We start from the raw sequence: 14,037 nt of genomic DNA, 5'->3' as shown, positions 1-14,037 counted from the left end.
TTGGGAAACAGGAGCAGGGTATGCAGAGCCAGGGCGCGCCAGATGAGACCGGCGACAGGATTCGCAAAAGCAGGAGTCTAGCAACTTGAACTTTCTCGGTCATGCACGCCTGAGTCTGGCGGGCAGCGATAACTTCCTGTTTGGCAACCTGATTGCCGATGGCGTGCGCGGCAGTGACCTGAGCGGCTGGTCGCCGGAGGTAGAGGCGGGCATCCGCTTTCACCGCCGCTGTGACGCGGTGATCGACGCTCATCCCGAGACACGCTGGTTGTTGACCCAGGTGCCGCCTTCGTCGCGACGTGTCGCCGGTATCGCCTTCGACATGATGTGGGATCACCTGCTGGCCGCCGAGATGCACGATGACGATATCGACCGCCTCTATCGCCTGCTGGCGCGTGAGGAGGTGCCGTCGCGCCTGTCGAGCCTGATCGAATGGATCCAGGTGCGCGATGCACTCAGGCGCTATCAGGAGCTGGAGTTCACGCTCGCGACCATTGCCAGCATCGGCGAGCGTATGACGGCCAGACGCCGCTTGCGCCAGACAAGTGATACTCGCAATGGAAGGCATACGCACAAGGTGGGCAATTTGGATGCAGGCACCAATCCGCTGGCGGACATGACGCCGTGGCTGGCGGATAACCGCGCGATGCTCGAGGACAGCTTCGCGCGGTTGTGGCCGGACATGTTGGCATTGCGCCAGCCGGCCTAAGTAGACGTGTTTTTGTCAATCAGCGCTGAAGGGGGCGGGCATTCTCTCCGCCTTGCCATTCATGGTAGGCGTCGATCTGTGCTTGGGAGGCTTCGATCGGCGTCTGCATGACAAACCAGGTGACGGGCTCAGAGCATGGCGGGGTGGTAAGCGAGCCGGAGTACTGCCAGCCGGCATGTTCGCGTGGCAGCAGCAGGTTGGCAGACAGGCCGCTTGTCAGGGTCTCGGAGAGGCCGCGCTGGGGCAGACGGCTCAACAGGCGGCTGAGGGCCAGGTTGTCATGCCCTTCCTCGACCAGTACGGCCAGCACGGCCAGCTTGCCTTCCGGCGTGCTGTGCACCAGATGAATTTCCATGGCGGCACGCTTGCCGTCGATGGCGTGCTCTGACGGCACATGCAGGTGCACCTGCGACAGGGTGTACTGGGTGCCATCCAGCGTCATGGTATTGCCGCTGGCCCCTTCGATCTGCAGGGTGTGGCCCGTATCGCGCGTGACGAGCAGCGGCGAATGGTAGTCGAGTTTCGGGCCCGCTTCATTCAGCGTGCGTGACTGGCTGTCGATATCGATCGGCGACTGCTGGCTGCCGACCGAGCACTCGGCATAGCCCGGGGTGAGCTCTCCCCAATGCTCGGGGCCATTGGCTCCGGCGTTGGTGTCATCCGCGGATTCACTCGCATAGCTCCATTCGGTGACCGACGTGCCCGGCGCAGGCGACGTGGCAATGTCATCGGCGAGTGCCGGCAAGGATGACGACGTGGTGGCAAGCAGCACAGCCATGGCAAGTGGGCGTAACAGCGCGTGGGGCGACGAGGAAGAGGCTGGCATTGAGTTGTCCTTGCTCAAGAGTCCGTAACCGATCAGTGTCCTGAGCCGCCGTAGGCAGTCAGAACTCAGATGAATGAAGGCAGTCAGTGTGCCGGACTCAGGGGCGAGGTCAAGATGACGCTGGAGTGTCACTAGGGTGTCGCATTCCAGCGTCAGTTGTCGTGACAGTTATCGCGTCAGTAGTCACGACAGTTGTAAAGACAGTTGTCAAAACAGGGAGGGGGGAGCGGTGTCAGCGCTCGAGCCACAGGCATTCCACGCTGTCGCCGTGGTTGAGCTGTGCATGGGGCGGAATCACGGCCAGTGCCTGAGCACCGGCGCAGGAGGAGAGTACCGCCGAGTTCTGGTCCGGGAAGGCATGTGCCTCAAGCTGTCCATCACTGCCGGTGGCCAAGGTGACACGCAGATGGTCCTGACGGATGGCGGTGCGGGCTGAGAAGGCCGCGCGTACCGTGAGACGTTTCAGCTCGCGCAATGCAGAGCAGTCGGTCATCTCGCCCAGTAGCGGACGAAGGAACAACCAGCCACCGACCCAGCTGGAGACCGGATTGCCCGGCAGCCCCACGACACGCACCGTGTCACCCCGGGGGCTGTTGATACTCCCCAGCGCCAGCGGTTTACCCGGTTTGATGGCCAGGCGCCACAGATCCAGACTGCCGAGCGCCTCGATGGCGGGGCGGACGTGGTCTTCCTCGCCGACGCTGACCCCACCGCAGGTGACGATCAGGTCAGCCTGTTGCGCCGCCGAAGCGAGAGCATCACGGGTGGCCTCGAAGGTATCGGCCACATTGAGTGGCGCCAGCACCACCTCAGCCCCGAAGTTGCTGAGCATCTGGCTGAGCATCACGCGATTGGAATTGTAGATCTGGCCGGGCTTGAGCGGCTGGCCGGGTTCGATCAGTTCATCGCCGGTCGCGAACAAGGCCACTCGTACCTTGCGGCGCACCAGCACGTGACTTGCCCCCTGGCCACACAGCAGGCCCAGCGCGGCAGCGTCCAGTCGTGTGCCCGCCGCGAGCAATCGATTGCCCTTGCTGACATCCCGGCCTTGAACGCGAATGTTGTCGCCGCGGGTGCGAGGCCCGGGCAGCCAGGCCAGAGTGGTGCCACCTTCGCCTTCACGCAGTGTCACCTCTTCCTGCATGACCACCACGTCACCGCCGTCTGGGATTTCCGCTCCGGTGAACAGGCGCGCACAACTCGCCACGGCCAGCGGCGTGGCAGGCTGGCCTGCCGCGATACGCTGACTGATCGGCAGCCAGGCACCGTCACCGATGTCCGCCACCCGGGCGCAGTAACCATCCATCTGGGAGTTGTCGGCAGGCGGCACGTCAAGCTCGGCATGCACGTCCTCGGCGAGCACACGTCCGGCGGCGTCACTGACTGCCACGCGCTCGGCTGGCATCAGCGGGCAGCTGTCACGTAGCGCTGCGAGTGCACTGGCCAGGGGCGCCAGCCCCTTGGCGCCGGCAGGCACGGCGTCGCAGCCACATTCTGCCGCCGCGGAAGGCGACGGCTGGGAATGCGGGTCTTTACTGGCGTCAGTGGGCATGGGTTCCGCGCTCCGGAATCACCAGGTTGGCGAAGTTGCAGGGGCGGTGACGGCTGTCGAGCTGCTCCTTGAGGATGCCGTTCCAGGCCGTCTTGCAGGCGCCGGTGGAGCCGGGCAGACAGAACACCACGGTACGGTTGGCCAGCCCTCCCAGACAGCGGCTCTGGATCGTCGAGCTGCCGACTTCCTGGTGTGAAAGCTGACGGAAGAGTTCGCCGAAGCCCTGGATTTCCTTGTCGAGCAGCACGCGAATGGCTTCCGGTGTGGAATCACGCCCGGTGAAGCCTGTGCCGCCCGTCGTCAGGATGACCTGCACGGCCGGGTCCGCGATCCACTCGCTGACCACGGCGCGCAGTTGGTAGACGTCATCGGGCACGATGCGCTTTTCATGCAGGCTGTGGCCAGCCGCCGTCAGGTTGTCGACCAGGGCGTCGCCGGAGCGGTCATTCTCTGCGGTGCGTGTATCCGAGACGGTCAATACCGCGATGGTGAGGCCGATCTGTTCGTCATTGCCGCTCATGATCAGTCCTTCTTGCCTTGTTGACGTGCCTCGAGCGCTGCCAGCTGCTCAGGTGTCGCCTTGGCCTGGTGATGTGTCTTCCACTCGGAATAGGGCATGCCGTAGACATGCTCGCGCGCCGCATCGTAATCGAAGCTCACGCCGCGCTCCTCGCCAGCGGCCATCAGCCACTTGGACAGGCAGTTGCGGCAGAAGTCGGCGAGGATCATCAGATCGATATTCTGGACATCCTTGTTGTCATCCAGATGCTTGAGCAGACGACGGAACGCGGCCGCTTCCAGCTCGGTGCGGGTCTGTTCGTCCAGTTGGCTCAGGTCTTGTACGGCTTGAGGGGTCGGGTCGCTCATCGAATTCTCCTGAGAAGGCGCAGCCAAGCGCCAGCCTTCATGCTGTCGGGGTGCCTGGTGGGCCCAGGCGGGATATCTGAAACTTTACGCAACTAATGCAGAGCTGTGAACCAGTGCTGCACGCCTGTGGTTTGGTCTGTGGTTTGGCAGACGGATTGGCAGGCGGGTTGGCCGGTGGAACGCCAGTGGGTGGCAGAGTCGCGAAAGAGTGTGCGCGGGCAAGCGAGAGAGCAGGCGCTGGCAAGCGAAAACGCCCGGCAGGCGAACCTGACCGGGCGTATCTTCACTCATCCAGCGGATGTCTGACGCCGCGCTAATTCGGACGTTGCTGACGTGCCAGGCTATCGTCAGGTGCCGTGGCGGGGTCTGCTGCCGGGTCTGCCGCTTCGGCCTGCTTGACCTCGTCGTACCACAGATTGTGGTGCTGCTTGGCCCAAGTCTCATCGACGTAACCGGTCTTCATGCCCTCGAAGGCACCCTCGGTACCAGCGGTGCCGATATAGATGTGGCCGAAGGACACCGCGATCAGCATCAGCGAGGCGATGCCGTGGAAGACATTGGCCCACTGCATGTTGTCACGCGTCTGGCCGAAGATCGGGAAGTCCAGTACCAGCCCGCTGGCAATCACTACCAGGCCGACCGTCGCCAGAATCCAGTACCAGGCCTTTTCTCCACCATTGGCGAAGCCGGCGTCCGGATGCTTGCCCTTCATCATGCCGCCACCCTGACGGAACCAGTCAAGGTCATGCTTTTTGGGAAGATTGAGCTTCAGCCACTTGGCCAGCACCAGGATCAGCATGATCGAGAACAGGGGCCCCACATAGTTGTGGATCACCTTGGTCGCCATGATCATGTTGGCCCAGAACACATCCCCGAATACATTGCGGAACACGAACTTGCCCCACAGCAGATTGATGCCGGTGATGGCCAGCGTCAGGAACAGCGTCGCCAGCGTCCAGTGCATGGCGCGCTCCAGTGCCGTCCAGCGCAGCATCAGCTTGCCGCTGCGCGGATGGTCCAGATTGTTGCGTCCCACCAGCAGGTAGAAGATCACCAGCACGGCCAGCATGCCACCCAGTGCGATCAGGCCGCCCGGTGAGATCCAGCGATTGCGGATCTGACGCCAGGTCTCGCCGCTCTGGTTGATCAGGCTGTAGTTGGAGTCATGTCGGCTGTCTATGGAGTTGCCCCCATTCTTGACCTGCCGCCAGGTATCGGCGTCCACCGTGCCGACCGCCTGACCGATCTCGCCGTCAGGGTTCGCGGCCAGTGCCTGAGGAGCCAGCCAGAGACTGGCCAGCATCAGGCACAGGAACATGGCGACCACGGTCAACCGTGAAGCTGTAAAGTGCGCGCGCATGTCGCCTCCTTACCCCTTGCGGGCTGCGTCGTAGGCCAGGTGGTCCGCCTGCTGAACGCTGCTGGTGGTCAGGTTGGCAGAGGTTTCCGGATGGCTGGCCTTGTCGACCGGCGACCAGGCGCCGTCTTCATGGCCCCGATAGACCACACGCTGACGGAAGATGTCGGAGACGGTCTCGGCATCGCCGGCCAGCAGGGCCTTGGTGGAGCACATCTCGGCGCACAGCGGCAGCTTGCCTTCGCTGATGCGGTTGGCACCGTACTTCTCGAACTCTTCTTCCGGGCTCTCGGCCGGGCCACCGGCGCAGAAGGTGCACTTGTCCATCTTGCCGCGCTCGCCGAAGGCGCCTTGCTGCGGGAACTGCGGGGCGCCGAACGGGCAGGCGTACAGGCAGTAGCCGCAGCCGATGCAGATGTCCTTGTCGTGCAGGACGATACCGTCATCGGTCTTGTAGAAGCAGTCGGTGGGGCAGACCGCCATGCACGGCGCGTCATCGCAATGCATGCACGCCACCGAGATGGAGACTTCACTCGGCTTGCCGTCGTCCAGGGTCACCACGCGGCGACGCTGAACGCCCCATTCGGTCTCGTTGGCGTTCTTGCAGGCTGTCACGCAGCCATTGCACTCGATGCAGCGCTCTGCATCACACAAAAATTTCATCTGGGCCATGGTGCTTCTCCTTCACGGCCTGTCGCCGGGTTCCTCGGTCAACAGGCCGGATGATTCTGGTAACGGATACGTCCGATCGTGTCTTGCGCTGCGTCCGGGCCGCGTCATCGGGACGCGGCCGTCACTCGAGTCAGGCGAGGCTGACGCGGCTGACGCGGCACAAGGTGACCTTGGTTTCCTGCATCAGGGTCACGGGGTCGTAGCCGTAGGTGGTCGCGGTATTGGCCGATTCACCGAGCACATAGGGCACGGTACCTTCCGGATAGCGGGACTCGAGGGATTCGCCCTCGTAATGCCCACCGAAGTGGAAGGGCATGAAGACGACATCCGGGCCGACACGCTCGGTGACCATCGCCATCACCTTGACGCGGCCGCCCTCGGCGCCCTCGACCCAGACCATGTCGCCGTCCTTGATGCCCTGGTCATTGGCCAGTGCCGGATTGATCTCGACGAACATCTCCTGCTGCAGCTCGGCCAGCCACGGAATGGAACGTGTCTCTTCGCCACCCCCTTCGTATTCCACCAGGCGGCCCGAGGTCAGGGTGATCGGGTACTTGGCGCTGACGTCCTTCTCCTGGATGGAGGCGTAGAGCGTCGGCAGGCGATAGATGGACTCGGAATCCGGCCAGGTCGGGTAGTCCTTCACCAGGTCGCGACGCGCGGTATACAGCGGCTCGCGGTGCTTGGGGATCGGGTCCGGGAAGGTCCACACCAGGGCACGCGCCTTGGCGTTGCCATACGGCATGCAGCCATGCTTGATGCACACGCGCTGGATGCCGCCAGAGAGATCGGTCTTCCAGTTCTTGCCTTCCGCCGCCTGCTTTTCCTCGGCCGTCAGGTCATCCCACCAGCCCAGCTGCTTGAGCAGCTTGTCGGTGAATTCCGGATAGCCATCCTCGATCTCGGCGCCCTTGGACCAGGAGCCTTCCGCGAGGATGTTGGTGCCGTTGTGCTCCACGCCATAACGCGCGCGGAAGTTGCCGCCACCCTCGGCCACCGTCTTGGAGGTGTCATACAGGATGGGCGAGCCCGGGTGACCCATCTCCGGCGTGCCCCAGCACGGCCAGGGCAGGCCGTAGAAGTCGCCGTTGGCCGGGCCGCCACGGGCCTTGAGCGTCTCGAAGTCGAAGGTGTGCCAGTTCTGCTGGTGAGCCTTCAGGCGTTCAGGGCTCTGGGCGGTGTAACCCACCGTCCACATGCCGGCATTGAACTCGCGCGTGATGTCCTCGACGACGGGCACGCTGCCCTCGACCTTGATGTTGCGGAACAGCTCGTCGGCGAAGCCCAGCTTGCGAGACAGCAGGTACATGATCTCGTGGTCAGGCTTGGACTCGAACATCGGCTCGATGACCTGATCGCGCCACTGCAGGGAGCGGCTTGAGTTGGTCACGCTGCCGGTGGTCTCGAACTGGGTCGCGGCCGGCAGCAGGTAGACGCCGTCGGTACGGTCGTGCATGACGGCGGCGATGGTCGGGTAGGGGTCGACCACCACCATCATGTCCAGCTTGGCCATCGCCTTCTTCATCTCCGGCCCGCGGGTCTGGGAGTTGACGGCATGACCCCAGTAGAACATCGCCTTGAGCGCGGTGCGCTGGGAGATGCGGTCCGGGTTCTCGAGCACGCCATCGACCCAGCGCGAGACGGTGATGCCGTTGGTGTGCATCGGCTTGCCGTCGTGATATTCGGTCTGGTCGTAGCGGTTCTGGATCCATTCGTAATCGACGTTCCAGACCTTGGACCAGTGCTTCCACGCGCCTTCTGAGAGGCCGTAGTAGCCCGGCAGGGAGTGGGACATCAGGCCCAGATCCGTGGCGCCCTGGACGTTGTCGTGGCCACGGAAGATGTTGGCGCCGCCACCGGACTTGCCGATGTTGCCCAGCGCCAGTTCCAGGATGCAGTAGGCGCGGGTGTTGTTGTTGCCGGTGGTGTGCTGGGTGCCGCCCATGCACCACACGACGCTGCCCGGACGGTTCTGGGACAGCCGGCGCGCGACGTCGAGCATGTCGGCCTCGGCTACGCCGGTGATGCGCTCGACTTCCGCCGGCGGGAACTTGGCGACTTCGGCACGCACTTCATCCATGCCGTAGACACGCTGCTGGATGTAGGCCTCATCTTCCCAGCCGTTCTCGAAGATGTGCCACAGCAGGCCCCAGATGTAGGCGACATCGGTACCCGGACGCAGGCGCACGTACTTGTTGGCCTTGGCGGCGGTCCGCGTGAAGCGCGGATCGACGACGATGATCTCGGCGTTGGAGCGCTCCTTGGCCAGCAGGATGTGCTGCATGGCCACCGGATGCGCTTCGGACGGGTTGGAACCGATGAACAGGATCGAACGACAGTTGTGCATGTCGTTGAAGGAGTTGGTCATCGCCCCGTAGCCCCAGGTATTCGCGACCCCGGCCACCGTGGTGGAGTGGCAGATACGCGCCTGGTGATCGACGTTGTTGGTGCCGAACAGGGCCGCGAACTTGCGCATCAGGTAGGCCTGTTCATTGCTGAACTTGGCCGAGCCCAGCCAGTAGATGCTATCGGGGCCGTGCTCCTTGGTGAGCTCGAGCACCTTGTCGCCGACTTCCTCGATGGCCTGCTCCCAGGAGAGCTTCTTCCACTTGCCACCTTCGAGCTTCATCGGGTACTTGAGGCGACGGTCAGAGTGACCATGCTCACGCAGCGATGCGCCCTTGGCGCAGTGCGCGCCACGGTTGAAGGGGTGATCGAAGGCGGGTTCCTGCTTGGTCCAGACACCTTCCTGGACCTCGGCATAGACGCCGCAGCCCACGGAGCAGTGTGAGCAGATGGTGCGCTTCGTCTCGACCGGCGCATCAGACACTTCGGTCTTGGCTTCGGCGCGTTTCATCATCGGGGCGGCCATGAAGCTCGCGGCGGCAAGGCCGCCGGTGGCGACACCGCTGCGTTTCAGGAACTGGCGGCGGTTGATGCCGAGTCCTGAGGTCTCTTTGGCAGAGGGGGTGGGGGTCAGTCGCATGACATCATCTCTCCTCGTCACCCGAATCATTGCCCGGGCCGCGTGAGCGGGTCAGGGGGCAATGTCGGGAGCGGCGGTCTTTCAGATCAGGGGCAGTCCTGATCCGTGCCGACTTGTCACTGTCGATGGCGGGCGGAAACCTCTCCGCGCTGCCCGTTGTTCAGGCCGCTGGCCGCGCGCATGGCGCAGGCTCGGGGCACTGTCTGTCTAGCATTCAGTCACGCAGCGTGGCGTAGAAGGCCTTGACGTGATCACTCTCGCGATAGTTGTCACTGCCCTTGTCCTTGACGGGGGCCTCTGGCGCGGCCTGGTCCGGAATCACGGCACCGGCCAATGACCCTGCTGCGGCAACCCCTACGGTGCTGGCGCCCAGTACACGCAGGAATTTGCGGCGCCCCTGGCGCGCCTGGTTATGGCTGTCTTTTGCGTCATCAGTCTTCATGCTGATCTCCTGTCGGCAATGCTGCTGGGTGATGCGAGATGGATAGCGTTGCAGTCTCGAATGTTGCTTCACGTCATGCGTGACATCAGTGTCTTGCGTCGGGCGCCACACTGGCTGGCGTGACGAGCTGGACGGCCTCGGCCGTCACCTGCACGCCAGAGTTGTTTTCGGTCGCCGCATGCAGCGGGATCGAGTCACCGAGGTTCAGGCGCTCTGCCCGCAGGAAGGCCTGCCCCAGGTAGCCGACGGCGGCATAGAAGGGGCTCTCGCGTCCCGCGAGGTCGGCGCAGCAGCGCTCGCCCCAGCTGGCCACATGGCGGCGGAAGAAATTGACCTGCTCGCCGGGCACCTCATCGATCAGCATGGCCATCACCTCGCACAGTGCGCCGAGGTGATCCTCGGGCTCATGCACATCGCTCTGGCGTTCGAAGCCGAGACGTTTCAGGTCCTGGCGCAGGGCGACCAGCGGCATTTCCATCAGCGAGCCGGTGAGGTACCAGCTGGCGTAGGGCACTACCTCGCCCTGCACCACGCCTACCAGGCTCTGGAAGAAGTCGTCTTCCAGACGGCGCGAGTCGCTGACGCGGGCGGCCAATGACAGCGACGCCAGCGCGCGCGGCAGTTGTTGCTCGGCGGCCCCGGGCAGGCTGATTGCGTCATGGTCGAGTTCGGCCAGAAAGTCGATCAGTTCCGCATCCGGTGCCGCGCGCAATAGCCGCGCCAGCAGCCGGTAGAGGTCGGCGCGCAATGCCTGCTGTTCTTCACTATGGCTTATCAGAGAGTCGGCCGCAGTGGTGTCAGGTGCACGATCGTCAGTCCCACCTGCTGCAAAGTCGTCGGGAGTCGACGTGGGTGATGTCATTGGCTCAAACCTTGAGTTGGGCATCGGGATTGCGTGCCATTTCGTGCCAGATGTCCTTGACGCGGCAATCGCTGCACATCTTCAGGCGCAGTGCGCCATCGCCCTGGAAGTAGGCATGCGAGGCCAGTTTGGTCTGCATCGCCGTGATGGTGGCGGTGGAGCCGAACGGCGTGCCGCAGCTGATGCAGGGGAAGGGCACATCCTGCTTGATCAGCTGCGGTTCGCGCCGCACGTCGGGCTGCGGGGCAAAGCCAGGCGTCAGGGTGATGACCTGCTCTGGGCATGCCTGCTCGCACAGGCCACACTGCACGCAGTCACCTTGAGTGAAGGATAGTGCAGGCGACGTGCGATTGGCCGAGAGGGCGCTGGTCGGGCAGACGGCGACGCAGCCCTGACACAGCGTGCAGTTGTCGCTGTCGACGTTCACCACGCCGAAGGGCGCGCCTGTCGGCACGGCGACGCTGTCCTGCGCCAGGTCCGCGACCGACAGGGTCGCCAGGTGATCGAGCACCCGATTGAGGCGTTCGCGCTTGCCGGGGCGTGCCTGCGGCTGACCCAGCAGCCAGTCACGGGCGATCGGCTGGCTGGGCTGCTGCTCTTCTTCACTGTCCGCGCCCGGTGCCAGAGCGACACACAGCGGCGTGATCAGGGGTAGGGCTTCAGTCTCGTAGCTATCCATTTGTGGCAGGGGGGATGGCAAAGAGACGAAGCGAATGCGCGGCTCGCCACTGTCCGCATTGGCAAGCCCCATGCTGTCGAGCAGGGTCAGTGCCAGGCGACGTTCGCTATCGAGCTGCTGGTGCTGGCCTGCGGGCAGGTCGTGGGGCAGTTCGACGATGACCTGCGTCGCGCCGAGTGCGAGAGCGGCCAGCCACTCGTCGTGCCCGGTGGCGGAGATTTCCTCGAGGGTGATATCGAGGCAGCGCTCTTGGTCGACACTCGCCAGGGCAGTCTGCGAGGCAGGGGATTGCTCCAGGCGATAGCGCAGCAGCGGGTAGAGGCCACCGCCATCCTGATAGCGCTCCAGCAGGCGCTGGATCTGCTCCATGCGCTGCTCGGCCGGGGGCTGGGTGAAGCTCAGCGCGCCGGTCGGGCAGGCGCTGACGCAGCTGGCCGCGCCGTGGCACAGGTAAGGGTCGATCTCGATATGCGCATTGCGACGACCGGCCACCGAGAAGATGGCATCGGCGCTGCACGACGACAGGCAACGCGTACAGCCGATATTGCCGGCACTGGAGTGCGCGCAGGTATCGAGATTGACGGTCACGTAATTCGGTTTGTCGAAGTTGCCGATCAGACCCGCGAACTGCATGGCCCAGGCGGTCAGCTGTGACAGTGATTCCTGAGAGGCCTCAGCATCGGCGACCAGCTGATCCAGCTCGGCGATGACGTCCGCGCCGGCTTGCAGATAGCCGGGCGGTGGCAGTTCCGCCTGGTTGAGCGGCTGGCTGGACAGGTCGGCGATCAGGTCGAAATGGGTCGCGCTGCCAGCACCTTGCGGCACCAGCGCGGCAGCCAGATTGACGCCATCACTGGCAAGGCTGAACTGGCCGAGGTGACCGCTCAGCGCGAGCATGTCACGCGGGGCACTGTGCACAGGCAGCGACTCACTGGCGGCGAGATGCTGTTCATCCATCGTCACCAGCGCACTGTTGTCCTGCTCACTGATCAATAGTGCCAGCGGCAGCTGAGCGGTGGCCGGCAGGCGGGACAGCAGACTCGCCAGTGCTCGCACTCGTGCTTCGCTGCCGATGATCACGGTGCGTCCCTGACTGTGATAGCGGATGGGGGCGCTACCGGCATCCGTCGCCAACAGCGGCAGACTTGAGGCAGGCGAGCCACCCATGGCGGATGACAGGGCGCGTTGGCGTGCTTGTTGATTGAGGGCGCGCTGAGCGCTCTCGAGGCTTGAGCTGAGCATCCTCATCCTTATTCGGTCGTGGCGGACCTTGCATGCAAGCTGCCGTCAGGTGGCAGGCGGATGATGCAGGTCCCGGTCGTCGCTGATTCTCGCGGTCTCTCGCGGTCAGAGCCGGGTCGGCGATCGACAGTCGTTCAGTGGGGGATTCATGACAGGCCAACCATCTTTGCATGCTGTTGATGACATTGCCGTTTTCACGCCCGGCGAGAAGAGGGGCGCGGTCAGGTCGCGCAGGCACTCATCAGCGCAGGCGGTTGACGCCAGTCATCATCTTCAAGGGTTGGCATGTCATGCTGAATCTTGCATGTGCGTTGCAGTCAGTGCGCCTTGATGAGGCGCGTCAGGGTGACCCATGAGGCATCAGGATGACCTCGGTCAGACGTATCCGGCTTACTCGTGGGTCATAATGACGCATGTTGATTGTGCGGCGCGTCATCCTGACGCCTTGGCGCTGGAGGCGTCTGTGGGGCCAGCCCCGGCTCACGGCTTGTGGCGGACGCCGCCGACATCATCTGACGCGGGAGCTGGCTCGCGCGAGTCTTCTGCTCGTATCGCTTGCGGGTCAGGCGACTCGACTATCTCGTCGCTGGGCGTCGCGTGTGACTCGCCCACTGGCGCCTCACCGTCAGGCGCCTGCTCAGCGATCTGGTCGTCTGTCTCCTGCGCCGTATCCGCCTGGGGTGTCTCGCTTGCCTCACCGAGCTTTTCCAGGCCTTCTTCGACCTTGCGGGTCCAGCTGCGCAGCGTGTCGGCGACACCTTCGGCGAGCGGGCGCATCTGGGAGAAGTCCTGGTCGTAGTCATCCAGCCCATCGCGCACCGAGTGCTCGCCCCCCATGAAGATGCGTCGCAGCGCACGCTGGCGTAGCGCCGGGTCCACGCCGCTCTGCATGAAGGCGCTGATGTCGGCGTCTGGGGTCAGGGTGTCCGGGGCTGGCAGCTCGATGACTGGCACTTCAGCGTTGTCAGCGTCTGCTGCCTGCTGATCGCTCTCGGCGGTTGCCTGCTCTGCTGCCTGCTCTGCTGCCGAGGAGGGGCTATCGCCGCTCAGGGATTCGTGCTGCGAGCCGCGCGCTGCAGGGGTGTCAGCGCTACTTTCAGAGGCGACTCCCACCTGTGACGGCGGAAGGCTGTCGGCTTTACTCACCTCGGTGCTGTCCGGCTGTGACAGTTGGTCTTCACGGCGGCTGTCGCCTTGCTTGCGGCGTGACCAGCGCGAGAACAGGCCTTCATGGGCAGGGCTTGCGTTGTCGTCGTGCTGGCTCATGACGTGCTTTCCGTACCATCACCGGGCTGATGAGTCTTGTTGGGCGTCACGGCGTGCTGCTCTGCCTGACTGGCGCGCCCGGCGCCCTTGCGTTTCTTCTTCTTGCCTTCGTCGAGTCGTTCGCCGTGACGCGCGAGGTAGGCTTCCAGCCACACCATCAAGGCCGGGGGCATCGGCACATCCAGCACCAGCTGGTCGCCATCCATCCAATGCGATGCTACCTCCTGACAGGCCGTCACCACGCGGGGCTGCATGCCGTCGGCTTCACGCTCATCGCATTGGACGAACAGGCGCGGCTGCTCGCAGCGCAGGTTGTAGCGGTAATCGGTGCGCTCGGTGAGGTGAAGCTGCAGCGGCAGGATGCGGCGATGCGCTACTTCATCAGCGGCGGCAGGCTCCGCTACGTGCGATTCCGTCTCTGGCGTTGCAGAGGGCGAGAGGTCGGCAATCCGCCAGGTGTCGATGCTGAAACGCCCCAGTTTCTGCGTGGTGGGCGCCAGGGTGACGCTCAACCAGCGGGTGTCGTCACTGCGGGGAGGGATGGATTCAGACATGGCTTCCTTGTTCACTGCTGTAC

General features: G+C 64.0%; 13 protein-coding genes. 1 reads left to right on the top strand and 12 read right to left on the bottom strand.

The window, feature by feature from the left end; genetic code table 11:
* Positions 1-85: 85 nt before the first annotated feature.
* Positions 86-709: an ACP phosphodiesterase gene (locus QD208_RS08545; protein WP_279836502.1), complete on the top strand. Its 624-nt coding sequence runs from the start codon at positions 86-88 to the stop codon at positions 707-709.
* A gap of 19 nt (positions 710-728) precedes the next feature.
* Here QD208_RS08545 and QD208_RS08540 read toward each other — a convergent pair whose 3' ends face one another.
* From QD208_RS08540 to QD208_RS08485, 12 genes are all read right to left on the bottom strand, one after another.
* The gene (locus tag QD208_RS08540; RefSeq protein WP_153635721.1) at positions 729-1,535 is read right to left on the bottom strand and encodes a carbonic anhydrase family protein; all 807 of its coding nucleotides are present in this window, start codon (positions 1,533-1,535) and stop codon (positions 729-731) included.
* Positions 1,536-1,767: 232 nt separating this feature from the next.
* Positions 1,768-3,087, bottom strand: coding sequence for a gephyrin-like molybdotransferase Glp (glp, locus tag QD208_RS08535; RefSeq protein WP_153635722.1), 1,320 nt, complete (start codon positions 3,085-3,087; stop codon positions 1,768-1,770).
* Positions 3,077-3,607, bottom strand: coding sequence for a molybdenum cofactor biosynthesis protein B (gene moaB / locus QD208_RS08530; RefSeq protein ID WP_054556718.1), 531 nt, complete (start codon positions 3,605-3,607; stop codon positions 3,077-3,079). Before moaB ends, glp begins: the two co-directional genes overlap by 11 nt.
* Positions 3,608-3,609: 2 nt before the next feature.
* Positions 3,610-3,954, bottom strand: coding sequence for a DUF1244 domain-containing protein (locus tag QD208_RS08525; RefSeq protein ID WP_054556717.1), 345 nt, complete (start codon positions 3,952-3,954; stop codon positions 3,610-3,612).
* Between the two features lie 313 nt (positions 3,955-4,267).
* Positions 4,268-5,272, bottom strand: a complete 1,005-nt coding sequence (locus QD208_RS08520; RefSeq protein WP_225348130.1) for a formate dehydrogenase subunit gamma — start codon at positions 5,270-5,272, stop codon at positions 4,268-4,270.
* Between the two features lie 51 nt (positions 5,273-5,323).
* Positions 5,324-5,983: a formate dehydrogenase FDH3 subunit beta gene (gene fdh3B, locus QD208_RS08515; RefSeq protein ID WP_043333544.1), complete on the bottom strand. Its 660-nt coding sequence runs from the start codon at positions 5,981-5,983 to the stop codon at positions 5,324-5,326.
* Positions 5,984-6,113: 130 nt separating this feature from the next.
* Positions 6,114-8,969, bottom strand: coding sequence for a molybdopterin-dependent oxidoreductase (locus QD208_RS08510; RefSeq protein ID WP_225348061.1), 2,856 nt, complete (start codon positions 8,967-8,969; stop codon positions 6,114-6,116).
* Between the two features lie 214 nt (positions 8,970-9,183).
* Entirely contained in the window at positions 9,184-9,411 is a 228-nt protein-coding gene (locus QD208_RS08505) for a twin-arginine translocation pathway signal (RefSeq protein ID WP_153635725.1), read from the bottom strand.
* Positions 9,412-9,496: 85 nt separating this feature from the next.
* Complete coding sequence (locus tag QD208_RS08500; RefSeq protein WP_153635726.1) at positions 9,497-10,273, bottom strand: molecular chaperone TorD family protein; 777 nt, start codon at positions 10,271-10,273, stop codon at positions 9,497-9,499.
* Positions 10,274-10,277: 4 nt separating this feature from the next.
* On the bottom strand, positions 10,278-12,194 hold the full coding sequence (locus QD208_RS08495; RefSeq protein WP_172978662.1) for a 4Fe-4S dicluster domain-containing protein: 1,917 nt from the start codon (positions 12,192-12,194) through the stop codon (positions 10,278-10,280).
* 480 nt (positions 12,195-12,674) lie between these two features.
* Positions 12,675-13,460 carry a DUF3306 domain-containing protein gene (locus tag QD208_RS08490; RefSeq protein WP_279836501.1) on the bottom strand — a complete coding sequence of 262 codons (786 nt, stop codon included), beginning with the start codon at positions 13,458-13,460 and terminating at the stop codon, positions 12,675-12,677.
* A complete protein-coding gene (locus QD208_RS08485; RefSeq protein ID WP_153635729.1) occupies positions 13,457-14,014 on the bottom strand; it encodes a DUF3305 domain-containing protein in 558 nt (185 codons plus the stop codon). Before QD208_RS08485 ends, QD208_RS08490 begins: the two co-directional genes overlap by 4 nt.
* Positions 14,015-14,037 lie beyond the last annotated feature (23 nt).

The sequence above is a fragment of the Cobetia sp. 29-18-1 genome (genome assembly GCF_029846405.1).
GTDB classification, from domain to species: domain Bacteria; phylum Pseudomonadota; class Gammaproteobacteria; order Pseudomonadales; family Halomonadaceae; genus Cobetia; species Cobetia amphilecti.
Note: the sequence above shows the minus strand (reverse complement) of the source record. Positions and strands in the feature narration are given on the sequence as shown.

Excerpts from the sequence above, each read along its gene's own strand:
- QD208_RS08485 (WP_153635729.1), bottom strand. The coding sequence starts at position 14,014 with ATGTCTGAATCCATCCCTCCCCGCAGTGACGACACCCGCTGGTTGAGC.
- QD208_RS08540 (WP_153635721.1), bottom strand. The coding sequence starts at position 1,535 with ATGCCAGCCTCTTCCTCGTCGCCCCACGCGCTGTTACGCCCACTTGCC.
- fdh3B (WP_043333544.1), bottom strand. The coding sequence starts at position 5,983 with ATGGCCCAGATGAAATTTTTGTGTGATGCAGAGCGCTGCATCGAGTGC.
- QD208_RS08520 (WP_225348130.1), bottom strand. The coding sequence starts at position 5,272 with ATGTTCCTGTGCCTGATGCTGGCCAGTCTCTGGCTGGCTCCTCAGGCA.
- glp (WP_153635722.1), bottom strand. The coding sequence starts at position 3,087 with ATGCCCACTGACGCCAGTAAAGACCCGCATTCCCAGCCGTCGCCTTCC.
- QD208_RS08490 (WP_279836501.1), bottom strand. The coding sequence starts at position 13,460 with ATGAGCCAGCACGACGACAACGCAAGCCCTGCCCATGAAGGCCTGTTC.
- QD208_RS08525 (WP_054556717.1), bottom strand. The coding sequence starts at position 3,954 with ATGAGCGACCCGACCCCTCAAGCCGTACAAGACCTGAGCCAACTGGAC.
- QD208_RS08500 (WP_153635726.1), bottom strand. The coding sequence starts at position 10,273 with ATGACATCACCCACGTCGACTCCCGACGACTTTGCAGCAGGTGGGACT.
- moaB (WP_054556718.1), bottom strand. The coding sequence starts at position 3,607 with ATGAGCGGCAATGACGAACAGATCGGCCTCACCATCGCGGTATTGACC.
- QD208_RS08505 (WP_153635725.1), bottom strand. The coding sequence starts at position 9,411 with ATGAAGACTGATGACGCAAAAGACAGCCATAACCAGGCGCGCCAGGGG.
- QD208_RS08495 (WP_172978662.1), bottom strand. The coding sequence starts at position 12,194 with ATGCTCAGCTCAAGCCTCGAGAGCGCTCAGCGCGCCCTCAATCAACAA.
- QD208_RS08510 (WP_225348061.1), bottom strand. The coding sequence starts at position 8,969 with ATGCGACTGACCCCCACCCCCTCTGCCAAAGAGACCTCAGGACTCGGC.